Raw genomic sequence first — 22763 nt, forward strand, 5'->3', positions numbered from 1 at the left:
TCCGCTCCCCGGAAGAGGTCGACAAGGCCGCGGCCGCTCTAGGCGTCGATGCCTGTCCGCAGCGAGCCGACGGCGACCTCCGCCCCATGCTCCCTCAGTCGGTTGACCACCCGGGAACCGATCAGTCCGGTCCCGCCGACCACGACGACGTGGAGGCGACTTCCTCTCGCTGGAACGTTGATGCAGCCTTCGACCGGACCGGAAGCTCTGGCGTGACGTCACACCCGAGGACGCTGCCCGGTCGGCTGGGGACGGCGGAGCGAAGGTCGAGTCGCAGGTAAGGACGGGACTCACTGGGTTTCACCGGGGCGGACCGAGATATGTCCGTCAGGCCGGAAGCAGAGAGCGACTGGACCCGCTCGTCACCTCCTCCGCCCGCGTGCTGTCACATGCGCCACGGCTGCGCGGTCGAACGTGCTGCACGGACTTCCAACCAGAGAGGTGTTCCCATGAAGGTCGCCGTCATCGGTGGCACGGGGCTGATCGGCTCCAAGGTCGTCGAGAAGCTCAACGCTCACGGCCACGAGGCCGTCCCGGCCGCGCCGCAGACCGGCTGCAACACGATCACCAACGAGGGTGTCGACGAGGCGATCGCCGGCGCGGACGTCGTGGTCGACGTCTCCAACTCCCCATCGTTCGCCGACGACGACGTGCTGGACTTCTTCACCACCTCCACCGGCAACCTGATCGAGGCCGCGAAGAAGGCCGGCGTCGGTCACTACGTCGCGCTCTCGGTGGTCGGGTGTGACCGGCTGCCCGACAGCGGGTACCTGCGTGCCAAGGTCGCCCAGGAGAAGCTGATCGCCGAGTCCGGCATCCCGCACTGCATCGTGCGCGCCACTCAGTTCTTCGAGTTCGGCAAGTCCATCGCCGACGCCGCCACGGTCAACGGGGAGGTCCATCTCCCGCCTGCGTACTTCCAGCCGATGGCGTCCGACGACGTCGCTGCGGCCGTGGGGCGCCAGGCCGTCGGCGCACCGGTCGACGGAGTTGTCGAGGTCGGTGGTCCGGAGAAGTTCCGCATGAGCGAGTTCGTCGCCGGCGCACTGGAGCGGATCGGTGACCCGCGGGTCGTCGTGTCCGATCCGCATGCGAAGTACTTCGGCACCGAGATCGACGACCAGAGTCTGGTGCCAGGCCCGGACGCCCGACTCGGCGAGACGACGTACGACGCTTGGGTTGCGGCGAGCGCCCGCTGACCATGCGCAGCGGAGCTGGGCGTCGGGTGATGTCTGCCCGGACGGTCGACGAGGCCAACAGGACTGCAACCCCGATGGAGCTGCTCTTCGACCTCACGTTCGTCGCTGCGGTGGCTCAGCTCGCCGCTCGGCTCGCACATGCGACGGTCGACGGTCATGCGCCGTCGGCCGTCGCACCGTTCCTGATGGTGTTCTTCGCGATCTGGTGGGCCTGGATGAGCTTCACCTGGTTCGCCTCGGCCTACGACTGCGACGACGTGCCCTACCGGCTGGCGGCCTTCGTCCAGATGGGCGGCGTGCTGGTGCTCGCGGCCGGCACCGGTCGGGCCTTCGATCGCGGCGACTACACTGCGGTGACGCTCGGCTACCTCATCATGCGCGTCGGGCTGCTCGGCCTCTGGATCCGGGCAGCAGTGCAGCACCCGGAGGGCCGTGGGGCGTCGGTGCGGTACGCCGGCGGCGTGGCCGCACTCGAGGTGCTCTGGGTGGCCCGGCTAGCCCTCGGCGAGCACGCGGCGGGTGCGACGTTCCTCGCGCTGGTCGTCCTCGAGCTGCTCGTGCCGGTGTGGTCCGAACGGCACGGACCGACCAGTTGGCATCCGCACCACATCGCAGAGCGCTACGCGCTGTTCACGATCATTCTGCTCGGTGAGAGCGTCTTCGCCTCCACGACCGCCGTCGTGGCCTTCGTAGAGCATGCCGCCGACCCCGAGCTCGTCGCGGTGTCCGTCTCGAGCCTGGCGATCGTCGCCGCGCTCTGGTGGCTCTACTTCGCCGTGCCGGCCGGTGCCGGTCTGGAGGCTCACCGACAGTGGTCCTTCGTCGGGGCTATGGTCATTACCTCACCTTTGCCGCGCTCGCTGCCCTCGGCGCTGGTCTCGAGGTCGCGGTGGTGGTGAGCTCCGGAGCTCACGCTCACCTTGCTGCACGCGGCGCGGTCGCGGCAGTAGCGCTCCCTGTCGCGGTCGTGATCGTGATGGTGGAGCTGCTGCGCGTGGAGGACGGATCGGCCCGGCTCCGTCCGGTGACGGTGCTCGCACTGCTCCTGCTCGGGTCGATCACGGCCGGCGCCGCTCAGCTCGGCCTGGCCATCGGGGTGTTCCTGGTGGCGTGACCGTGGCCGCCGCCGTGACGGTCGACCTCACCGTTCCCACACGATCGAGGAGTTGGGCATGAAGACCATCAGCGCCAGACACGTCAGCACGAAGCGCATCGTCGTCGGCGGCGGGTACGCCGGCTTCTACACGGCGTGGGGTCTCGAGAGGCGGCTGCGTCGCGGCGAGGCATCGGTGACGGTCATCGATCCTGCGCCGTACATGACCATCAGCCCTTCCTCCCCGAGGTCGCTGCCGGCTCGATCGAAGCGCGACACGCGGTCGTCCCGCTGCGCAGGCACCTGCGCCGTACCGAGGTCGTCAGCGGCCGCGCCACCTCCATCGACCACGGCTCGCGCACCGTGACGGTCCGGCTGGTCGACGGATCGACCACCACGATCGGGTACGACGAGGTGGTCGTCACCGCGGGTGCGGTCACGCGCGTGCACCCGGTGCCGGGAGTCGCGGACGCCGCCATTGGCCTGAAGTGCATCGAGGAGGCAGTCGCGATCCGCGATGCCGTCTTGACGGCGTTCGACGAGGCGGCCAGCCTGCCTCCGGGGGCGGCGCGGAGTCGGCGACTCACAGTCACCTTCATCGGCGGTGGGTTCGCGGGTGTCGAGGGCTTCGCCGAGGTGCTGAGCCTCGCGCACGCGCTGATCCGGTCACAGCCGGAGCTCTCCCGGGACGAGGTGACCTTCCACCTCGTCGATGCGGGCGACCACCTGCTGCCCGAGGTCGGGCCGCGCGCCCGGGAGTGGGTGCGTCGGCACCTGGAGCGGCGCGGTGCGCTCGTCCACCTGCGTACCACGGTGACGTCGCTGGTCGGGGGGAACGTGACGCTGTCGACGGGTGAGACGTTCGAGTCGGGACTGGTGGTGTGGACCGCCGGCATCACAGCCAACCCGGTGATCGCCCGGCACACCGATCTGCCGATCGACGACCGCGGTCTGGTCGTGGTCCGGCCGGATCTCCGGGTGGGCACTGTCGAGGACCCCGTCGACCATGCCTGGGCAGCCGGTGACGACGCAGCGGTCCCTGACCTGGCTCGCGAGGGCGGTGCCTACACGGTGCCCAACGCGCAGCACGCCGTCCGCCAGGGGAAGCGGCTGGCCACGAACCTCGTCGCCACTCTCCGCGGACGACGGCCGCGGGACTATCGCCACCGCAGTCTCGGCGTCATCGCCACCCTGGGCCTCGGGCACGGCATCTTCCAGTCCGGCCCGGTCACGATCACCGGCTTCCCGGCCTGGGTCGTGCACCGGGGCTACCACGTGCTCGCCGTCCCGACCTGGGAGCGCAAGCTCCGGGTGTCCATCGGATGGCTCGGCGGGCTCGTTCTGGGCCGCGACATCGCGTCGCTTCAGACCGTCCAGCAACCGCGCGCGGCGTTTCGGGAGGATGCTGGGCTGCGCCGTCTGGCGTGAGGGAGGGCGTGTGCGAGCCGCATTCATCGAACGTCGTGGTCCTGCCGACGAGATCCGATACGGGGACCTGCCGGTCCCCGAGCCGGGACCGGGTGACCTCCTCGTGCGCGTGGAGGCCGTCGCGGTCAACCCGGTCGACACGATCGTGCGCAGCGGGGCATTCCCGACGCCGTTGCCGTTCCCTTTCGTGGTCGGCCGCGACATGGTGGGCACGGTGGTGGCCAGCGGGCCGGGAGTGTCCAGCTTCCGGATCGGCGATCGGGTGTGGTCGAACAGCCTGGGCCACGATGGTCGGCAGGGTGCCGCGGCCGAGTATGCCGTCGTAGGCGCCGACCGTCTCTACCGTGCGCCCGCCGGGGTGGATCCCGTGGCCCTGGTGGCGGTGGTGCACCCGGCGGCAACGGCGTACCTCGCGCTGCACGTGCACAGTGATATGCGCAGCGGTGACACGGTGCTCGTGGCCGGGGCGGCGGGGCACGTCGGCCGGGCGGCGACCGTCCTGGCCGTTCGTGCCGGAGCCCGGGTGGTCGCCACCGCGGGCGGTGGGGACGTCGATGCGTGCCGGGAGCTCGGCGCCGACGTCGTCGCGGACTATCGCGCCCCTGACGTTGCTCGCACGCTTGCCGAGGCCGTCCCCGACGGTGTCGACGTGCACCTGGACACGTCGGGTCGTCACGACCTCGCGATGGCCCTGGCGCTGATGGCGTGCCGTGGGCGGATCGTCGCGATGGCCGGTATCGACGCCCGTCCGGTCCTCCCTGTCGGTCCGCTCTACACGCGCGATATCCGCATCGTCGGGTTCGCGATCAGCAACGCCTCGGTCTCCGATCTGGCCGCTGCGGCGCGCCGGGTCAATCAACTGGTCGCCGACGGGCTCCTTGATCCAGGCCCGGTCGAGGTCCTTCCGCTGAGCGACGCCGCGACCGCGCACCTTCGGGTCGAACGTGGTGAGGTCCGCGGTGTGCGGCTGGTCCTGGTGCCGTCGCTCGACTGAGGTCGGCGATCGGCAGCAGGAACCAGTGACGCTGGACGCACCGGATGCGGGCGTGCTCGATGGGGCCGTCGGTGCTCTCGAGGACGTCGCGCCACTCCACCTCCGCGGGGCGGCCGCACTCGGGGCAGGTCGTCAGGTCCATCACGGTCACGCCACCCGATCGTGCTCGATGAGCTCGTGCTCGACCACGACGCGGTGATCGGCGTCGAGGGGAGCGTGGATCTCGGAGTAGGCACCGTCCGGTGCGCGCACGATCCGTCCGGTCTCGAACCCATGTGCCGCAACCTCACGCTCGTGGGCGACCAGGCCGACGCACACCCACCTGGCGACCTGGAACGCGACGAGCGGTCCGAGCACCAATAGGGAGCGCAGTGCGAGCACCTGGTGCTCGAAGGCGATGCTCAGCTGCGTCGCGACGAGATCGGTCGCACCCGCGCCCCACAGGATGAGGAAGAAGACGATCCCCGCGACGCCCAGCGGCGTACGGACCGGGTGCTCCCGTGGGCGGTCGAGCAGGTGGTGCTCGCGGCGGTCGCGTGTGGCGCGAGCCTCGAGAAAGGGCCACAGCACTACCGTGGCGAGGAAGGCTCCCACCACGACCTGGGGGACCAGCACCCCGAGTGGCACGGTGCCGCCGAGGGCGCTCACCTCCCACCCGGAGGGGACCAGCCGGAGCGCGCCGTCGAGGAACCCGGTGTACCAGTCGGGCTGGCTGCCGGCGGAGGCATGGCCGGTCGAGGATGGCCCGTACTTCCACAGCGGGTTGATGGCGACCGTGCCGCCGAGCAGGACGAGGACCCCGGTGGTCACGACGAAGAGGCCGAGTGCGCGCAGCGCTACCGCGGCGAGCGGTAGCCCGACGATCTTCTGCTCGGAGCGACCGTGCCCCGGGAACTGTGCGGGGAGTCGGCGCGCAGCGAGACGGAACCGAAGTGCGACCACTGCGAGGAGGAGGCCGGGGACGACCGCGATGTGCAGCCAGTACATGCGCTCGATGACCTGGCCGGGGAACTCTCCGCCGAGCAGCAGGAACGACGCGTGGGTGCCGACCACCGGGATGCCGAGGAGGATACTCTGGGCGATTCGCAGACCGGTGCCGGCGAGCATGTCGTCGGGGAGGCCGTAGCCGCTCCAGCCTCCGGCCAGGGCGAGCAGGAACGTCAGCGATAGGAGCACCCAGCTCCACTGACGAGGCCGTCGAAAGCCACCGGTGAAGAAGGTGCTCAGCATCTGCAGCAGAAGCGAAGCAGGGAGCACGAGCGCGGCCCAGTGGTGCGTCTAGCGCACCAGCATCCCGCCGGGCACCTCCAGCGAGATGTGGAGCGTGCTGGCGTAGGCCTGCGACACGGGGACACCCTGGAGCAACGGGTAGCTCCCGCCGTAACGGACCGTGTCGCTCGACGGGTCGAAGAAGAAGAACAGGACGACGCCGGTCACGGCCAGGACCACCAGGCAGCTCAGCGAGATGACGCCGAGCAGCATGGTCCAGTGCAGGGGGATGGCCCGTCGGGCGAGGCGGTCGGCGAGCGGAAGTCGCATGGTGAGTCCTCTGGTCGTGACGACGACCTTCCGCGGGCGGGCCGATCGGCCGGGCCCACCCGCGGATCGGTCAGGCGGCGTCGGCGGTGGTGCAGGCGGCGAGCGCCTCGAGGATCACCTCGGTGACCTCGTCGGGGTGGGAGGCGCCGACGGCGTGTGAGGCGCCCGTGATCTCCCGAACGCCGCGTGCGCCGGCTCGGACGGCCTCGTCGCGCAGCTCCGCGGCCGGGATGTTGCGGTCCTCGGTCGCGATCACGAACCAACTCGGCGCGGTTTGCCAGCCGGGCTGGTCGGTCGGCAGGCCCTCCTGGAGGGCGCGCTCGGTGACCGGTCGCTGGGTTCGTGCCATCAGCCCGGCGGTCTGCGCGGGCAGGTCGGCGCAGAACTGCTGGTGGAAGGCGTCGAGTCGGATGGCGAGCTCGTTGCCGCCGGTGCTGACCGGGTAAGCGGTGAGCGCGTCGCCCAGCGTGCTGCCCGGCTTCCGGGTCGAGAGGTCGAAGGCGCTCTCGTTCTCGTCGGGGGCGAAGGCCGCGACGTAGACGAGGCCGAGGACGGCGGGGTTGGCCGCCCCGGCGGCCCCGGTGATGACGATGCCGCCGTAGGAGTGGCCGACCAGGAGGACGGGCCGGCCGAGACCGGCGATCACGTCGCGCACGTAGGTAGCGTCGTTGCGCACGCCGCGGAGCGGGTTGGCGACGGCCACGGCATCGACCCCGTTGGCGTGGAGTCGCTCGATCACGCCGTTCCAGCTCGCGGACTCGGCGAAGGCGCCGTGCACGAGGACGACGACGGGGGACTGCTCGGACATGGTGTGCTCTCTTTCGTGGGATCGGTGATCAGGCTGCGAAGGCCTTGCGGAGGACGTAAACGGCCTGCTCGATGGCACCCGTGCTGGCGGCTGACGGCCGGAGCGGGTTGAGCATCATGAAGTCGTGGATCGTCGCGTTGTAGCGAACCGACGTGGTGCGCACACCGGCCTCGAGGAGGCGACGCGCGTAGGCCTCGCCCTCGTCGCGCAGGACGTCGTTCTCGTCGACGACGACGAATGCCTCGGGCAGCCCGGCGAGCTCCTCGAGTGTCGCGCGCAGCGGGGAAGCGGTGATGTCGCCGCGCCGATCCCGGTCGGGCAGGTAGGCGTCCCAGAACCAGGCCATTGACTTGGCGAGCAGGAACGGTCCGTCGGCGAACTCGGCGTAGCTGTCGGTGTCCTGCGCGGCGTCGGTGACCGGGTAGTACAGCGACTGGTGGCAGAACGTCACGTCGCCGCGCTGCTTGGCCATGATTGCGACGGCCGCGGCCATGTTTCCTCCGACCGAGTCCCCGGCCACCGCGAGCCGGGACGGGTCGAGACCTTCGTCGGCGCCGTGCGCGGTGACCCACCGGGCGGTGGCGTAGGCCTGCTCGATCGCGACCGGGTAGCGCGCCTCGGGCGAGCGGTCGTACTCGACGAACACGACGGCGGCGTCGACGCCGGTCGCGAGGTCGCGGACGAGGCGGTCGTGTGTCTGGGCGTTGCCCAGGACCCAGCCGCCTCCGTGGATGTAGAGGATCACGGGCAGCGGCTCCGTGCTCGCCGCGGGCGTGACGATGCGGACGCGTACGTCCCCGACCTCGGCCGGGACGGTGATCCACTTCTCGTCCACGTCGGGCTTGTCGATCGGCTGCGACTGCACGTCCTCGAGGACCTTGCGGGCCTGGTCGGGTGTCATCTCGTAGAAGTACGGCGGGTTCGCGGTGGCGTCGGCGATCGCCTGCGCCTCGGGCTCCAGGTGGTTCTTGCTCATGGGGACTCCTTCAGATGCTGGATGGCTGGTGTGTAGGTCGTCAGCGGGTGGCGCGGACGGCGGCGGTGATGACCCGCGTGACGGCACCGGGGTCGCTGATCAGGTCGAGGTGACCGGCCTTGAAGCGGGCGATGGTCGAGCCCGTCTTGACAGCCATCTCGTGCTGCGCCGTGGCGGGGATAACCAGGTCCTTGGTGCCGATCAGGTACCAGCTCGGGATCGTGTCCCAGGCCGGCGTACCCGAAGGTTCGTTGAGAGCGCCGAGGGTCACCGGGCGCTGGGTCGCCCAGAGCGTCTTGGCCTTCGCGCGACCGAGTCCGGTGGCGAACGACTTCAGGAACGTCGACCTTTTCAGGTAGACGTCGCTCTCCGGCGTCGGCGGCAGCTGCGCGGGCACGACGTCGAAGATCGTGGTCGGGTCGGGCACCGAGAGCGCCGACTTGGGGCCGGCGAGTTCCGCGACGGTCTCGCCCTCTGCGGGCACCGAGCCGTTGACGAAGACGAGCGCCCGCACGTCGGGGTCGCCGGTCGCGGCGTGGGTGATGACGCTCGCGCCGTAGGAGTGGCCGACGAGGACGATCGGTCCGTCGATGGTCTCGAGGATCGCGTCGAGGTAGGCGGAGTCCGAGGCGAGCGAGCGCAGCGGGTTCGCGGGCGCGAGGACTGGGTAGCCGTCGCTCTGCAGTCGCCGTACGACGCGACTCCAGCTGGAGGCGTCGGCCCAGGCGCCGTGCACCAGCACGATCGTCGGCTCCTTTCCGCCACGCTCGGCGCCGCTGGCCTCGGCGGCGATGGGGACCGTGGCGGTGCCGAGCGTGAGGGCGCCGACGAGGAGCGCGGCGCGGAGACGGCGGCGGCGCGCGTTGCGCCGGGCGACACGGGCGGTGGGGGTCATGGTGATGTCCTGTTCTCGGGAAGGGACTGATGTGGACGGGTAGGACGACCCAGAACCGACCCGGCGCGTGACAGTCACGCGCTCCATGGGCGCTCCCATGGCCGAACGGTCCTGACGCTGGTCAGCTGTTCGTGCCAGGTGAGGAGGTCGTCGTAGGTCAGCGGCGGGCCAGTGGGGGCACGGTCGGCGGCGGCGAGCGTGGGCTCGCTCAACCGCAGCGGCTGGACGCCGACGAAGAGGAGCAGGGTGAGCAGTTCGCCGACGACTCGGCGAAGCCCTGGGCGCCCGCAGGACGGGCAGCAGAAGAGCAACTCCGCGTCGGCGCGTGGCTCGACGTCCATCCGGAGGATCGCGGCATCCATGTCCACGGCGATCTCCTCGTCGCAGTTCGTGCAAGCCAGCAGGACCTCGGTCACGCCCATCACCTCCGTCGGTCAGGTCACAACGCCGACCGAGTCGTCGAGGCTCTCGTGACACAGCGCGCTGCCCGTCACGGATGGCTCGGCCGCCCGGTCGGAGAGCCAGGCAGTGAATTCCGAGCTGGAGGTGGTCGGCATGTCCCGGGTCATCGAGACCGCTCGTCTGGTGCTGCGACCCTGGCAGGTGTCTGATGCCGATGCGGCCCTGACGATCTACGCGGACCCTGCCGTCCGGCGCTGGTCGGCGCCTGCGGACCTTCCGGTGACCGCCGGTGAGATGCGCCTGCGCCTGCAGCAGTGGCGCACCGACGACCTGACCAGCAACGGGTGTACCGGCCACTGGGCCGTCGCCGATAGCAGTACGTCGGTGGTCGTCGGTGCGATGTTCCTGGACCACGCGCCGGGGAGCGAGAGCCTGACCATCGGGTGGGCCCTGGCGGCCGGAGCTCGCGGGCGTGGCTATGCCATCGAAGCAGGGGACGCGCTGGTCCGCTGGGCCATCCACGAGGGGGGCGCGGTCGAGGTGTTCGCGCTCGTTGAGCCCGACAACGTTCGCGCACGGTCGACGGCCGAGCGGATCGGGATGGAGTGGGTGACCGAGCTGGGTCATCTCGACGGCGGTGGGCGCTACCAGGTCTACCGGATCAGGCACGGCGACCTGGCCTACGAGGACGAGGCCTGACGGCTCCCATTCGGGATGGGCCGGTCGAGACGTGGCGGATACCGTGGTGTCGGAGCGCTCCCGACGGGTGCCCGCATCCGAAAGGAGACCGATGAGCGTCAGGCCGATGCCCGACCTGACCGGTCGACGCGCCGAGTGCGCGGTGCTCGACGACCTGCTCGACGGCCTGCGCGCCGGACAGTCCGCGGTGCGGGTGATCCGCGGGGAGGCCGGCATCGGCAAGTCGGTGCTGCTTGAGTACGTCGCGTCCCGGGCGACTGGCGCCGAGGTGACCCGGTCGCGGGGCGTCGAGGCCGACATGGAGTTGGCCTGGGCCAGCCTGCACCAGCTGTGCGCACCGTTCCTGGGTGCGGTCGACGCCCTGCCCGGCCCCCAACGCGATGCGCTCCAGGTGGCGTTCGGGATGGCCGCCGGTGACCCTCCGGATCGGTTCCTGGTCGGATTGGCGGTGCTGACCCTCCTCACTCGCGTCTCCGAGGCCCGACCGGTGCTGGTACTGGTCGACGATGCCCAGTGGCTCGACCAGATCTCGCGGCAGACGCTGGAGTTCGTGGCCCGACGACTGCTCGCCGAGGCCGTCGCGATCGTGTTCACCGTCCGGGATCCCGAGGGGGAGGGAGCGCTGACCGGGCTCCCCGAGATGCGGATCGGTGGCCTCGACGTGAGGGCGGCCGGCGAGCTGCTGGAGGCGGCCGCGGAGGGGCGCATGGACCCCCGTGTCCGCGACCGCCTCGTGGCCGAGACGCACGGCAATCCGCTGGCCCTTCTCGAGCTGTCCCGGGGCCGCAACGCGGCCGAGCTCGCCTACGGTCTCGACGCGACTGCACCTGTCTCGGTGATGACCCGGGTCGAGCAGGACTACCGGCGCCGCATCGCCGAACTGCCGGACCACACCCGGACCCTGTTGCTCCTGGCTGCCGCGGAGCCGGTGGGCGACGCCCAGCTCCTGATGAGCGCGGCCGACCTCCTCGGCATCACCCCAGAGGTCGCACCAGCCATGGAGGCGGGGCTCGTCGAGCTCGGCGAGACGCTGCGCTTCCGGCATCCGCTGGCGCGCTCAGCTGTCTACCACGAGGCCAGCGCCGAGCAGCGCCGAGCCGTGCACCGGGCGCTGAGCGAGGTCACGGACCCGGTCCTCGACCCGGACCGGCGAGCGTGGCACGCCGCGCAGGCCTCGGACGGTCCGGACGAGGAGGTGGCCGCCGGCCTCGAACAGGCCGCCGACCGCGCGCGCCAACGCGGTGGCTTGGCCGCCGAGGCGGTGCTGCTCGAGCGAGCAGCCGCTCTCACGCCCGATCCGTGGCTGCGTGGCCGCCGGGCGCTCTCCGCAGCCGAAGCACACTTCTCGGCCGCCGCCCCCCAGCAGGCCACGGAGTTGGCCGCGCTCGCCGACCTGTGCCCGCTCGATCCCCTCGACGGCGCGCGGCTCGCCCGGCTGCGCGGACGGATGCTGTTCGGACGCAGTCGCAGCGACGAGGCGGCGCCCCTCCTGCTCGACGCCGCGGCCCGCTTCGCCGTCGAGGATTCGCCGCTGGCGCGCGAGACCTATCTCGAGGCGATCAGCGCCACCGTCTTCGCCGGTCTGGTGCACGGACCGCACGGTGCGCGCGCCGTGGCCGTGGCCGCGCGGTCCTCGGGAGCGCCCTCCTCGAGGTCCGAGGCATTGGACCTGCTCCTCGACGGCGTTTCCACGCTACTCGCCGACGGCAACGAGCTGGGCGTACCGGCCTTGTCGCGAGCGTTCGAGCCGTTCGCCCACGAGGAGCTCGCCGGCCGGGACGCGGTGATGCGCTGGCTTTACGCGGTGCCGGTGGCGCTCGAGTCGTTCATCCATCATCGCTGGGATCTGCCCGCCTGGGACGTGTTGTCCGCCCGCGCGGTCCGCAAGGCACGCGACATCGGTGCGCTCAGTGTGCTGCCCTCGGCGCTGATCTACGCCGGCGGGGTCCAGGTTCACTACGGTGACTTCGCTGCCGCCGCCCGGATGATCGAGGAGGCCGACGCGATCTCCAGGGCGGCCGGCCAAGCACCGCATCGCTACGCCGCCCTGGTCCTCGCCGCGTGGCAGGGTGACGAGGATGCGGCGGCAGGGCTCTTCGAGGAGGCGCGGATCAGCGCCACCGAGCACGGCGAGGTCTCGCTGCTCGGGGTGACGAGCTACGTGCAGGGGGTTCTCTACAACGGTCTCACCCGCCACGAGGACGCACTCGTGGCCGCGCGAGCCGGCATCGAGCACGACGGCTACAACTTCACTGGGCTCTCACACGTCGAGCACATCGAAGCCGCGGTCCGGTGCGGCGAGCTCGCCGAGGCGCGCGAGTCGTATGACCGGCTGGTCCGACTCACGCGGACCGCCGACACGGGCTGGGCGCGTGGCGTCCAGGCGCGGTGCCTGGCACTGCTGTCCGACGATGCCCCAAAGGCCGAGCGCCTCTACCGGACCTCAATCGACGAGCTGAACCTCGACCGGCTGGCCGTGGAGGTGGCGCGCACCCACCTGATCTACGGCGAGTGGCTGCGGCGTGAGCGCCGTCGTGCCGACGCGCGCGAGCAGCTGCGCACCGCCCACCGCATGTTCGCAGGCATGGGGTCACAGGCGTTCGCCGAGCGGGCCCGGACAGAGTTGGCCGCCACCGGCGAACAGGTGCGTGCACGTCAGGCCGACCCGGCCGCGCCACTGACCACCCAGGAGGCGCAGATCGCCGCACTGGCGGCCACCGGGATGACGAACCCGCAGATCGCGGCTGAGCTGTTCCTCAGCCCGCACACCGTCGAGTGGCACCTCCGCAAGGTGTACACCAAGCTCGACATCGGCTCGCGACGCGAGCTCGCCGGGGCCCTCGCCGGGCACCGGGCGACCAACGCATAGTCCGCCGTCGTTTCGACCACGGTGCGTGGTCCACCCCCCCACGCGGTCACCACGCACTGACCACGGACTCTCGTGGCGCGAGGCGCCGTCCGGTGGATCCACGCTGGAGACATCGCACCGTTTGGGTGTCGTCCACGAAGAGGAGCCAACTGATGTCCACCCCAGGCCCGCAGGCACACCCCACACCGACGCGGACCTCGACGGGGCGCTCGAGGTCTTCCTCGCCGAGCGCACGCGCCTCTTCCGGGTCGCCCGGCGCGTCACCGGCGACATCGGCAGCGCCGAGGACGTGGTCCAGGAGGCGTGGATGCGGTGGCAGCGGACCGACCGCAGCGCCATCAGCAACCCAGCGGCGTTCCTGACCACAGCCACCACCCATCTCGCGATCAACGTCATCCAGTCCGCGCGCTACCGCCACGAGGCTCCCACGGACTCACCGGTTGCCACCCTGGTGGATGCACAGGACCCGACGCGGTTCGCGGAGCGGACCAGCGAGGTCGAGGAAACGCTGCATCTGCTGATGACCAGGCTGCGCCCGGCCGAGTTGGCGGCGTACGTGCTGCGCAGGGGCTTCGACTACCCCTACCGGGACATCGCAGCCCTGTTACACACCAGCGGCGCGAACGCACGCCAACTGGTACGTCGGGCCCAGCAACACCTCGACGGTGAGCGTGAGCAGGAGGTCTCCCCGGGCGCCCACGGCGAGCTCGTCGCCGCCTTCCTGGCGGCCGCGCGCCACGGAGACCTCACCGACCTGGAGCGGCTGCTGCAGGGTGCCGCCCGTTGCCCACATCGGCGCTCGCGGCTTCGGGTCGCGTGAGGTCCTGGTCCGCGACGAGGCCCTGGCCCACGCCCCGTGAGGCGGCTCGATCGGCACTATCGTATGGAGTCCGAAGTACCACGTGCCGTGATAGAGCCGCCCATGATCCCGCCCTTCTCGCCCGCAGCCCTGCTGGGTCGTGACCGCGAGTTGTCCGAGCTGCTCGCGCTCGTCCGGCAGGCTCGCGAGGGTCGGAGCGGCACGCTGGTCGTCACCGGTGGCGCGGGGATCGGCAAGACGGCGCTGCTCGACCGGCTGGCCGGCCTGGTCGGCCAGGGCGTGCGCGTCGTGCGCATGGTCGCTGCTGAGAGCGAGATGGAATTGACCTGTGCGGGTCTGCAGCTCCTGTGCGGCCCGCTCATGTCCTCGTCCGACGATCTTCCGGCGCCGGAGCGTGAGGCGCTGGAGTCCGCGTTCGGGCTGCGCGGCTCCGACGCGCCCAGTCCGCTCGTGCTGAGCCTCGCGGTGCGCGACCTGCTGACGCGCGCGGCCGGTGCCGGCGCCTTGCTCTGCGTCATCGATGACGCCCAGTGGCTCGACGACGTGTCCGCGCGGACGATCGCGTCGGTCGCCCGCAGACTGTCCGTCGAGAAGGTCGCGTTGGTGATGGCCAGTCGTCAGGAGGACCCTCGCTTCGACGACCTTCCCCACCTGGTCGTCGAGGGCCTGGCGGACCACGACGCGCGGGCGCTGCTCCGGGGCGCCCTGGCGGGCTCGATCGATGAGCGGGTCGCTGACCAATTGATCGTCGAGTCGCGCGGGAATCCGCTCGCCCTGCGAGAGCTTCCCCGGTCGCTGGGTCCATCGGAGCTCGCCGGCGGGTTCGCTCTGGCGAGCTCAATCCCGCTCGAGAGCCGTATCGAGCAGAGCCTGCTTGCCCAGCTGGAGCCGCTCCCCGCGCCGACCCGTACGCTGCTGCTGCTCGCTGCTGCCGACCCGACCGGCGACACAGGGCTGTTGTGGCGGGCGGGCGCCATCCTGGGCATCGCGCCCGAGAACCTGGACCTCGCTCAGCAGGCCGATGCGCTCGTGGTCTCGGGGCGGGTCAGCTTTCGGCACCCGCTGATCCGTTCCGCCGTGTACCGATCGGCAACACCGGCCGAGCGACGGGCAGTGCACGCCGCGCTGGCCGACGCAACCTACGAGGACAGGGACCCCGACCGACGCGCCTGGCACCGCGCCAGTGCGACGGTCGCACCGGACGAGGCGGTAGCCGGCGCTCTCGTGCGGTCGGCCGACCGCGCCCGGGCCCGGGGTGGGGTCGCGGCCAGCGCGGCATTCCTGGAGCGGGCGGCCGGGCTCACCCCCGATCCGGACGTGCGCGCCGATCGGATGCTCGCCGCGGCCGAGGCGAAGCTCGATGCCGGGGCAGCCGCGGACGCCCTCCGTCTCCTCGGCACCACCCGCGACCTGGCGACGCCGCTCCAGAAAGCCCTGGCGGGACGTCTGCGGGCGCGTGCCGAGTACGCGCTATGGAGGGATCGGAGCGCACCGCGCCACCTGCTCCGTGCGGCGCAGACCCTCGAGCCGCACGACGCACAAATGGCCCGGGACACCTACATGCTCGCCTTGACGGTCGCGATCTATGCGAGCCGGCTCGGCGAGCCCGGCGCGACCGAGGAGATCGCGCAAGCGGTCCTGGCGGCGACGGCCGGTGACCGGTCACCGACCGCGGGTGATCTCATCCTGCGCGGCCAAGCGTTGCTGTGCAGCGAGGGTCCTGCAGTTGCGCGTTCGACGGTGCGAAGGGCAATCACTGCCTTCCAGACCGAGCCGGTCGGCCCGAGCGACCTGCAACGGATGTGGATCGGCGGCCGCGCCGCGCAGGACGTGTGGGACGCCGACGGACTTCGCACCCTCGCTGAACGACAGGTGCAGGTGGCCCGCTCGACCGGGGTCCTGACGGTGCTGCCGATGGCGCTCAACCTCCTGATGGTGGTCCGGACCTTCGACGGCGACCTGGATGAGGCCGAGAGGATCTGCGACGAGATCGACGCCATGCTCCTCATCACGGGACACCCACTGCCGCCGTACGGGCGGATCTTCATCGCGGCCTACCGTGGTCGAGTGGAGGAGGTCGAGCGCCGGGCCGCCGAGCTCCGCGCCGACGCGCACGCTCGAGGAGAGGGTTATGCCCTCACCGTGGCGAACATGGCCGAGGCACTCGTCTACAACGGCGCCGGCCGCTACGACGAGGCGCTCGCATCTGCCCGGGGCGAGCTCCCCTATGCCCACGAGCTCGGCCATGCGATGCGCACCCTGCTCGAGCTCATCGAGGCGGCGTCCCGAGTCGGGGAGGGGACGCTGGCGGAGGAGGCGCTCGAGCAGCTCACGCGGGTGACGCCACCACAGGGTGAGAGCGACTGGGCCGACGCCTTCATGTCGCTGGCGCAGGCGCAACTGCGCGAAGGCGACGAGGCGGAGAGGCTCTACCGGCGGGCGATCGAGCTCTTCGACCGCATCCGCGTCCCGATGCTGCGGGGCCGCAGCCAGCTACTGTACGGCGAGATGCTGCGCCGGCAAGGGCGTCGGGTCGACGCCCGTGAGCAGCTCCGCGCGGCAGTCGACGTGCTGACGGCATGCGGAATGACGGGGTTCGCCGATCGGGCGCAGCGAGAACGGAATGCGACGGGAGAGAAGGTGCGCGCGCGGACCGCGACTACGCCCGACGCGCTCACCGAGCAGGAGCTCAACGTCGCCCGCCTAGCCCGAGAGGGCCTGACCAACCGCGAGATCGGCGCTCGACTCTTCATCAGCGCGCACACCGTCGACTGGCACCTGCGGAAGGTGTTCACCAAGCTCGCCATCAAATCGAGGAACGAGCTTCACGTCGCGCTGCCCGATCCTCACTGAGAGTCGGAGAGGTCGGCTACCGAGAGTACCGCCCTCGCGAACGCCTCGGGAGCCTCCTGCGGCAGGTTGTGCCCGGCGCGGGGCACGCGCTCGTGGCGCCGCGGTCCGGTGAAGACGTCGGTGTCCGGGACATCGACGGACACCGGGAAGTTCCCGTCCGCCTCCCCCTCGAGACTCACGGTCGGAACCCTGATGGACGGCCGAAGGGCGAGCGCCCGCTCGAGCTCTTCGTATCGCGGATCGCCTGGTACGTGCCCGAGCCGGTGCCGGTAGGAGTGCAGCACGACGTCGACGTAGTCCGGGTTCGCGAACGCCTCGGCAGCGCGGTCCAGCGTCTCCTGGTCGAAGTCCCACGCCGGGGAGTTCCGACGCCAAATGACCTCGGCGATCTCGCGACGGTGAGCGGTCAGCCCGGCCCGACCGCGCTCGGTGAGGAAGTAGTAGAAGTACCAGAACCCGGCCTCGAGGTCGGGCCGGATGGGTCGGCCGGCAGCCGCGATGTCCTGGATCAGGTACCCGTTGACGCTGACCAGCCCGGTCACCCTCTCGGGCCACAGGGCCGCGACCACGCACGCGGCCCGCCCGCCCCAGTCGTAGCCAGCGAGGACGGCGTCGGAAATGTCGAGCGCGTCGAGCAGGTCAAGCACGTCGGCCCCGAGGGCTGCCTGCTGCCCGGACCGAGGCGTCTCGCCGTCAAGGAAGCGCGTGGCGCCGTGGCCACGCAGGTGAGGCACGATTGTCCGGAACCCCAGCCCGGCCAGCCGTGGAGCGACCTCGACATAGCTGTGCACGTCATATGGGTAGCCGTGCAGCAGCACGACGGGTCGCCCGGATGCAGGTCCGATCTCGGCGTACGCGACGTCGAGGACCGGGGTGCGGGCGAACTTCAGGGGTGTCATGGCGATGTGTCCTGTCACGGTTCCGACGGTGATGCGGTCGTGAACTGCGACCGAGTGTCGAACCCCTGCGTGACAGTCGCCGGGTCGTGCCGGCGGGAGGCGTGAACCATGAACGAGAGCACGAACAACTGGCCCGGACCGAGCCCGCGACGCAGCACCAACGAGGTGCTCGCCGCGATCCGAGCCGATGTCGAGAACGAACTCGCCCACCTCGAGGCGAGTGCGGACCTCCCGAACGACGACGAGCCCGCGAGGGAGTACTTCGAGACTCGGATTCGCAGCCTACGGGACGCCACCGCTGCGCTCGAGCAGGCTCCCGAGGAGCGCTGAGCCGCGCCGACTGCCTGTCACGACAGCCGTCGCAGCGCGGTCGGTCTTGGCGACATCCCCCACGTAGGAGGCACGGATGAGCACCACGGAACGCGGCGCCCGGAACGCGGCACTGACCGCCCAACTCCAGCAAGCGGGCAACGCCGAGCGCGACGGCATCATCGACGCCCTCGTGCTGGGCAACCTCGACATTGCACGCTCCGTCGCTCGGCGATACGCCGGCAGGTCTGGGTTCGGGCAGGATCTCGAGCAGGTCGCCTCCTTGGCCCTCGTGCGCGCCGCCCAGGAGTTCGACCCCGCGCGGGGCCATGAGTTCCTCACGTACGCGATGCCGTGCGTGCGTGGCGCCGTCAAGCACTACTTCCGAGACTCGGCCTGGGTGGTGCGACCCCCACGCGACGTGCAGCAACACCACGTCGCCCACAGTGGCGTGACCGACCACGTCACGGACGGCGTCCAGGTCGAGAGCTGCTTCCGTCCGTGGAGCCTGGACGCTCCGATGCCGGGCGACGAAACCCCCCTCGGGGCGACGCTCGAGGACGACGCGGATCGGTCCTGGGAGAGGGCCGAGGACCGGCTGTGGCTCTGGCCGCAGCTGAGCAGTCTGCCACCGCGAGCGCAGCGCATCATCTTCCTGCGGTTCTTCGAGGACCGGACGCAGCAGCAGATCGCCGATGAACTGGGGATGACACAGTTCCACGTCTCCCGGCTGCTGTCCCGGCACCTGGCCGAACTGCGCGAGAAGATGGCTGAGGCAGCGTGAGGACCCGGGACGCCGTACCGATGTTGGACGACTGGGAGGCCCAAGAACTCGCGGCCATCGAGCGCGAGCTCAGCTCGGACCCCGCGCTCGTCCGCAGACTGGCCGGCCCGACTCGCCGCGAACGTCGCTGGTGCAGACTCGAGCGACGGTTCTACCCGCTTGGGTTCCTGCTCTGCGCGGTCGCCTACATGCTCATGGCGTTGGGCAGCGGTCAACTGCCACTTGTGCTCGAATCCGCTGCCGTCGGTCTCGCCGCCTGGGTCGTGCTCGAAGCCAGGGCCGTCGGCATACGTGAGTTCGTCGGAGCCGGTCTGCAAGGCATGGGGAGGTGGCTCCATGGGTGATCACCACACCACCCTGACGACTCCGTTCACTGGCCGCGCGACCGCGGACGAAGTTCTCGCCGGCGTCGACCTCTCAGGGACGATGGCGTCCTTGGCGCTGATGCCGGCATGGATGGCATCGCCTGCAGCGGGTGTCGCGCGCTCGAGGTCACGGTTGTCGTGAGCGGAGGCGAGATATTCCTGGGCCTTCTGCAGGAAGCTGCGTGCGTGGTTCTTGCTCTGCGCGCTCGTCATGAGGCGGCCCGGGATGGACGGGGCAGGCGGCCGAGGAGAGCGACGCCGTCGCGAAGGATCTCCGCGACGACAGGCTCGCGGGTTGCCGCGTCTTGGGAGAACTGCTCCGGAGTGAGGTGGAGGACGTCGCAGTTGTTGCCGAGCCGGGTGCGGACGCTGTCGGCGAGCGCGACGCGACCATCCCAGTCCTCGGGGCCGACGACGGCGAGGTCGATGTCGCTGTCGGCCTGGGCCTCGCCGCGCGCGGCCGAGCCGAAGAGGATGACGGCGTCGACGCCGCTCGCGGTCTCCGTGACGACGTGGGTCAGCATGGCGAGTGGGCTGGCGAGCAGGCGCAGGGGAGCGACGGCATCGTGGTGGTCGTTGATCCGGTGGACGCCCGCGCGGCCGACGGTCTCGGTGGTGATGATGCCGATCTGCTCCAGGTCCCGCAGCGCCTGCTGGACGGCGCCGAGGCTGTGACGGTCGCCGACCAGCGCGTGGACGCGGCGCCCGGTCAACGGCGCGCCGGTGCGCAGCAGGGCCGCGAGCACCGCGCCGCGGGCTCCTGGCATCAGCCCCCCGAAGGCCTCACCGAAGTTCACGTGAACAGAATAGTGATCATATGAGCGGCTGCCTAGTCAACGCACGTTGGTGCAGCAACGGCCCTCGCGGGTCGTCAGCAACCGTTCTGGTGGATCTCCTGCGGTATTTCTGCGGTATCTGGCCCGATTCGGGCCAGCGAGAAGGGCCTCCGACACTGCATCGCTGCAGGTCAGAGGCCCTTTTCTGGTTCTAAGGCGTCTCAGATGTCGTAGTACTGACTGACTGACCCGTGCTGACCTGCGCAAACGTCGAGATCCCCCGGAGGTTTGTACCGGGCTTGTAACGGACTAGCTCTTCGCGTAGGGCTCTTGCAGCGACGCGGTCCACCTAGATTCGGCTAGAAATCGCCCACTCTCTAGGTCCTACCGAGCGGCGGCACGCACCACTCACAGCAACAGTGGAGGCGGTGCTGACGCACAGGGGTCAGCGGCTGGTTTGGCCCCATGAGTGCAGCCAACCGCAAAGGATCGCGCTGACGCTCACCACGATGTGTGGCTTCCCGATGACCAGCGATGTGGAGTGCGTCGCGCTGGTGGAGAGAACCAATCCTGACCTGCGGTGACGCGTTCACAGGGCGATGGGAGCCGTGAGTCGTGGAGGTCTCTCCTCGAGAACCACCCCGTGGCGGCGCAGGACGTCGAGGAGCTCCTGGCGGTGCTCAACGACACGACGACCCGTCGGACCGGAAAGCGGTCCGCGGATCGGATGAGCCGTTGGAGCCATGGAAGAAGGGATTCGGCTCGAAGGAATCCAAGTTGAGCACTTGCCGCGCGACGTCGGCGAAACTGGTGAAGGAGTGCGCGTGCGCCAGTTGGCGCGCGAGACCCCTCGCGTCGATGTCGGCGAGCTCGGTCAGATGGTTCAGCATCGCGAACCCGTCGCCCTCCGGTCTCCGCGGCGGTGAACGACGGGACCGTGCAGCTCGCCGAGCCGCTGAGGCGAGAAGGTGCTCTTCATCCAGGAGGCGCGCCGGGGGCGGTTGACGCTGCGGCGCAGGACGACGAGTCCGCGGATACCGCGGGCGATCTCGCTCAGCTCGATCGCGAGGGAGCAGCACCGCACTCGGTATGTGCGACGGCTCAGCCATCGTCTGTCGGACCCCGAGGATCGGTGCTATGGCCGGACCAAAGGCGCCTGCGCAGGCTTTCTCAAACCGTTGTGAGAAGTTGCGCGATCAGCCGCTGCTTCGTGGCTCGGCGCGCCTGAGCTCGACCCGGCCGTTGGGCGGAACCGGACGCCCTCGGCTCGAAGGATGCCGGATGCCGTGGCGCCGTGGTAGGCGGCGCCCGGTGCGGCTGACGACGGGGCCTCCAGGCAGTACGCCTAACGGAGGAGTGCCCACCCGCCCCGAGCCCAGAGCTCAGTCGGCGACGTCGTCCGGGTCTCCGCCCCGGACGGTGATCAGTCCAGGGATGTCCGAGATCGACGCGATCAGCGTGCTGAAGGGCAGCTTGCCACGCAGCAGGAGCGTCACGCGCGTGCGGTTGTCGAGGGTCGCACGGCCGAAGCCCTCGTCCTCCTCGCGCAGACGCTCCTCACGGAGTACGTCGAGCCGGGATGCGGAGCTTCGGTCCACGGAGACGTCGGCGACGATGTACCCGTGCTCGGTGCATGTCGAGAGGACCCGGGCTAGTACGAGGTGGCCGGGTTCGTATGTGAGTGCCAGTTGCGTGGCGATGTCGCTGCCGGTCGGCAGCGTCCGTGCGACGTGGACCAGCCCGAAGGTGATCACGAAGTGCCCGATGGTGGCAGCCAGGGCGAGCACGTACAGGTGCGCGCCGCAGGCCATGCCGACCGCGCAGGTGACCCAGATGGTGGCTGCGGTTGTCAGTCCCCGCACGGCGTCCTTGCGCACGAAGATCAGTCCGCCACCGAGGAACCCGATGCCGGACACGATCTGTGCGGCGACCCGCGCCGGGTCGTATCGCGTGATGCCGTCGTACATCACGTCGGCGAATCCGTACTTGCTCACGAGCACGAACACGGCCGTCCCGAGCCCGACCAGGGTGTGGGTGCGCAGTCCGGCGCTCTTCTGGTGGTACTCCCGCTCCAGGCCGATCAGAGCGGACAGGCCGAGAGCCACCAGCAGATCGACCAGCTGCCACCAGGTGTTCGTTTCGATGCTGGATTCCAGGACGGTCAGGTAGGGGTTCATTCGTGGGAGAGCCCAGCTGGCAGTGCGATCCGGTCGGCCGAACGCGTCGGGTCGACCTGCTCGAGGATCGGCCCGTGTAGCCGACCGTTGCTGGCCACCATCGTGGTGTCACCGGGACGCCATTCGTCGCCGTCGTACGTCGTGACGGACCCGCCGGCCTCACGGACCAGGAGGGCGCCGACCGCCCAGTCCCACGGGCCATCGTCGTGCTCCCAGTAGCCGTCGAAGAGACCGCAGGCGACCCACGCCATATCGAGACCGGCGCACCCAAGGCGGCGGACGTCGCGTACCAGCGGGGTGATCCGGCCGAAGGCCGCGAGGTTGTTGCGCGCCGGGTTGACGGCTCGGTCGTAGGGGAAACCCGTCGATAGCACGGACTCGCTGAGCCGCGAGGTCGACGCCACGTGCACCCGCGTGCGACCGACGAAGCTGCCCCGGCCCGCTTGGGCCCAGTGGATCCGCCGGCGCACCACGTCTGCGGTGGCGCCGACGAGCATCCGCTCGCCGTCCCAGAAGCCGATGTTGCAGGCGAAGTGCGGGACGCCGCGGAAGTAGTTGGTCGTCCCGTCGACCGGGTCCAAGAACCAGGTGGGACGACGCAGATCCACGCCCGCCGAGAGGTCCGCGGACTCCTCGGCGACGATGGCGTGCATCGGGTAGACGGCCGCGATCCGCCTGCGCAGGAAGGCCTCCACGCGTAGGTCGGTCGCGGTCAACAGGTCAGCAGTGGAGCTCTTGGTGCGCGCCCGGGTGGGGCGGGCGGTACGCCGGATCCGCCGCGCGGCTTCCCGCGCCAGCTCGAGCGTGAACGCGCGCAGCGCGCGACGTTCCGACCGCTCCTGCGCCAGACTGGGCTGGCTTCCCCGGACGCGCACCAT

General features: G+C 70.4%; 23 protein-coding genes and 1 pseudogene. 12 read left to right on the top strand and 12 right to left on the bottom strand.

All coding sequences use genetic code 11. The features are described from left to right. The first annotated feature begins 449 nt into the window (after positions 1-449). The 5 genes from PZ894_RS17870 to PZ894_RS17890 all read left to right on the top strand — a co-directional run bounded on the left by PZ894_RS17870 (position 450) and on the right by PZ894_RS17890 (position 4714). Positions 450-1199 (top strand): SDR family oxidoreductase, encoded by a 750-nt coding sequence (locus PZ894_RS17870; protein WP_275746874.1) that lies wholly within the window; start codon positions 450-452, stop codon positions 1197-1199. A 29-nt stretch (positions 1200-1228) separates the two neighbouring features. Then, positions 1229-2098 carry a low temperature requirement protein A gene (locus PZ894_RS17875; protein ID WP_275746876.1) on the top strand — a complete coding sequence of 290 codons (870 nt, stop codon included), beginning with the start codon at positions 1229-1231 and terminating at the stop codon, positions 2096-2098. A gap of 68 nt (positions 2099-2166) precedes the next feature. Further along, on the top strand, positions 2167-2313 hold the full coding sequence (locus PZ894_RS17880) for a hypothetical protein (protein WP_275746878.1): 147 nt from the start codon (positions 2167-2169) through the stop codon (positions 2311-2313). A gap of 135 nt (positions 2314-2448) precedes the next feature. After that, positions 2449-3720: an FAD-dependent oxidoreductase gene (locus PZ894_RS17885; RefSeq protein WP_275746880.1), complete on the top strand. Its 1272-nt coding sequence runs from the start codon at positions 2449-2451 to the stop codon at positions 3718-3720. A gap of 10 nt (positions 3721-3730) precedes the next feature. Beyond that, positions 3731-4714: an NADPH:quinone reductase gene (locus tag PZ894_RS17890; protein ID WP_275746882.1), complete on the top strand. Its 984-nt coding sequence runs from the start codon at positions 3731-3733 to the stop codon at positions 4712-4714. A gap of 147 nt (positions 4715-4861) precedes the next feature. Here the strand turns inward: PZ894_RS17890 and PZ894_RS17895 are convergent. The 6 genes and pseudogenes from PZ894_RS17895 to PZ894_RS17920 all read right to left on the bottom strand — a co-directional run. Next, positions 4862-5977, bottom strand: a pseudogene (locus tag PZ894_RS17895) (cytochrome b N-terminal domain-containing protein); the annotation flags it as partial. A 15-nt stretch (positions 5978-5992) separates the two neighbouring features. Further along, positions 5993-6253: a hypothetical protein gene (locus tag PZ894_RS17900; RefSeq protein ID WP_275746884.1), complete on the bottom strand. Its 261-nt coding sequence runs from the start codon at positions 6251-6253 to the stop codon at positions 5993-5995. A gap of 70 nt (positions 6254-6323) precedes the next feature. Then, positions 6324-7061, bottom strand: a complete 738-nt coding sequence (locus tag PZ894_RS17905) for an alpha/beta hydrolase (RefSeq protein WP_275746885.1) — start codon at positions 7059-7061, stop codon at positions 6324-6326. 28 nt (positions 7062-7089) lie between these two features. Further along, entirely contained in the window at positions 7090-8037 is a 948-nt protein-coding gene (locus PZ894_RS17910) for an alpha/beta hydrolase (protein WP_275746886.1), read from the bottom strand. Positions 8038-8077: 40 nt separating this feature from the next. Further along, the gene (locus PZ894_RS17915; RefSeq protein ID WP_275746887.1) at positions 8078-8932 is read right to left on the bottom strand and encodes an alpha/beta hydrolase; all 855 of its coding nucleotides are present in this window, start codon (positions 8930-8932) and stop codon (positions 8078-8080) included. Between the two features lie 74 nt (positions 8933-9006). Beyond that, positions 9007-9348: a hypothetical protein gene (locus PZ894_RS17920; protein WP_275746889.1), complete on the bottom strand. Its 342-nt coding sequence runs from the start codon at positions 9346-9348 to the stop codon at positions 9007-9009. Positions 9349-9487: 139 nt separating this feature from the next. On the opposite strand from PZ894_RS17920, the gene PZ894_RS17925 reads away from it, so the two are divergent. From PZ894_RS17925 to PZ894_RS17940, 4 genes are all read left to right on the top strand, one after another. Beyond that, complete coding sequence (locus PZ894_RS17925) at positions 9488-10033, top strand: GNAT family N-acetyltransferase (RefSeq protein WP_275746890.1); 546 nt, start codon at positions 9488-9490, stop codon at positions 10031-10033. 91 nt (positions 10034-10124) lie between these two features. Next, the gene (locus PZ894_RS17930; RefSeq protein WP_275746891.1) at positions 10125-12902 is read left to right on the top strand and encodes a LuxR family transcriptional regulator; all 2778 of its coding nucleotides are present in this window, start codon (positions 10125-10127) and stop codon (positions 12900-12902) included. A gap of 121 nt (positions 12903-13023) precedes the next feature. Next, positions 13024-13722 carry a sigma-70 family RNA polymerase sigma factor gene (locus PZ894_RS17935; protein WP_275746893.1) on the top strand — a complete coding sequence of 233 codons (699 nt, stop codon included), beginning with the start codon at positions 13024-13026 and terminating at the stop codon, positions 13720-13722. Between the two features lie 36 nt (positions 13723-13758). Next, complete coding sequence (locus PZ894_RS17940) at positions 13759-16575, top strand: AAA family ATPase (RefSeq protein ID WP_275746895.1); 2817 nt, start codon at positions 13759-13761, stop codon at positions 16573-16575. Here the strand turns inward: PZ894_RS17940 and PZ894_RS17945 are convergent. Continuing rightward, positions 16569-17474, bottom strand: a complete 906-nt coding sequence (locus tag PZ894_RS17945; RefSeq protein WP_275746897.1) for an alpha/beta hydrolase — start codon at positions 17472-17474, stop codon at positions 16569-16571. The genes PZ894_RS17940 and PZ894_RS17945 overlap by 7 nt on opposite strands. 108 nt (positions 17475-17582) lie before the next feature. On the opposite strand from PZ894_RS17945, the gene PZ894_RS17950 reads away from it, so the two are divergent. The 3 genes from PZ894_RS17950 (at position 17583) to PZ894_RS17960 (ending at position 18911) form a co-directional block, all read left to right on the top strand. Continuing rightward, entirely contained in the window at positions 17583-17804 is a 222-nt protein-coding gene (locus PZ894_RS17950; protein WP_275746899.1) for a hypothetical protein, read from the top strand. A 76-nt stretch (positions 17805-17880) separates the two neighbouring features. After that, the gene (locus PZ894_RS17955; protein WP_275746900.1) at positions 17881-18567 is read left to right on the top strand and encodes a sigma-70 family RNA polymerase sigma factor; all 687 of its coding nucleotides are present in this window, start codon (positions 17881-17883) and stop codon (positions 18565-18567) included. Then, the gene (locus PZ894_RS17960) at positions 18564-18911 is read left to right on the top strand and encodes a DUF3040 domain-containing protein (protein WP_275746901.1); all 348 of its coding nucleotides are present in this window, start codon (positions 18564-18566) and stop codon (positions 18909-18911) included. Before PZ894_RS17955 ends, PZ894_RS17960 begins: the two co-directional genes overlap by 4 nt. Here PZ894_RS17960 and PZ894_RS17965 read toward each other — a convergent pair whose 3' ends face one another. From PZ894_RS17965 to PZ894_RS17985, 5 genes are all read right to left on the bottom strand, one after another. After that, positions 18912-19145, bottom strand: coding sequence for a hypothetical protein (locus PZ894_RS17965; RefSeq protein ID WP_275746902.1), 234 nt, complete (start codon positions 19143-19145; stop codon positions 18912-18914). Beyond that, positions 19142-19729: a nucleotidyltransferase domain-containing protein gene (locus PZ894_RS17970; protein ID WP_275746904.1), complete on the bottom strand. Its 588-nt coding sequence runs from the start codon at positions 19727-19729 to the stop codon at positions 19142-19144. The genes PZ894_RS17965 and PZ894_RS17970 overlap by 4 nt, the downstream gene beginning before the upstream one ends. A gap of 659 nt (positions 19730-20388) precedes the next feature. Beyond that, positions 20389-20598 carry a hypothetical protein gene (locus PZ894_RS17975; RefSeq protein ID WP_275746906.1) on the bottom strand — a complete coding sequence of 70 codons (210 nt, stop codon included), beginning with the start codon at positions 20596-20598 and terminating at the stop codon, positions 20389-20391. A 492-nt stretch (positions 20599-21090) separates the two neighbouring features. Beyond that, on the bottom strand, positions 21091-21885 hold the full coding sequence (locus tag PZ894_RS17980; protein WP_275746907.1) for an MgtC/SapB family protein: 795 nt from the start codon (positions 21883-21885) through the stop codon (positions 21091-21093). Further along, on the bottom strand, positions 21882-22763 hold the full coding sequence (locus PZ894_RS17985) for an inositol monophosphatase family protein (RefSeq protein WP_275746909.1): 882 nt from the start codon (positions 22761-22763) through the stop codon (positions 21882-21884). Before PZ894_RS17985 ends, PZ894_RS17980 begins: the two co-directional genes overlap by 4 nt.

The organism is Nocardioides sp. YIM 152315 (assembly GCF_029210375.1).
Lineage (GTDB): Bacteria > Actinomycetota > Actinomycetes > Propionibacteriales > Nocardioidaceae > Nocardioides.